Origin of the sequence: Streptomyces sp. SID13726, assembly GCF_010548375.1 — a bacterium.
GTDB lineage: Bacteria > Actinomycetota > Actinomycetes > Streptomycetales > Streptomycetaceae > Streptomyces.
Genome location: NZ_JAAGLY010000889.1, coordinates 1 through 382 on the forward strand (window position 1 = coordinate 1; position 382 = coordinate 382).

The following is a 382-nucleotide window of genomic DNA, read 5'->3' on the forward strand; positions in this document are numbered from 1 at the left end:
GGCGAACAGGTCGAGTGGTACGTGGAGGCCGCCTCGAACCCGGTCCTGGTCGACCACGCGGCGACGTACGAGGGGGACCGGCAGACCAGCGGCGACCAGCCGCTCTACCGGCTCGCCCGGATGGACCTCGCCGTCTTCGAGACCGAGGTCTGGGAACTCGTACAGGACCTCGAGGTCCTCCACGACCTGATGACGCAGCTCGGCGAGGCCGACGCGCGGCGGTACGAGATCCTGCGCGCGGTCGACGCGGCCCTCGACGCGGTGGACCTCGGCGACGTCCCCGGGACGGCCGCCGCCGCCCGCGCGCGCCTGACCGGAGTGCTCGCCGCGCCCGCCCGCGCCTCCGCCCACCGGATCAGCGCCGTCGGACACGCGCACATCG

At 74.6% G+C, this 382-nt stretch carries 1 pseudogene; it reads left to right on the plus strand.

Annotation, left to right across the window (positions count from 1 at the left end):
* Positions 1 to 382, plus strand: a pseudogene (locus G3I78_RS50835) (alpha-mannosidase); the annotation flags it as partial.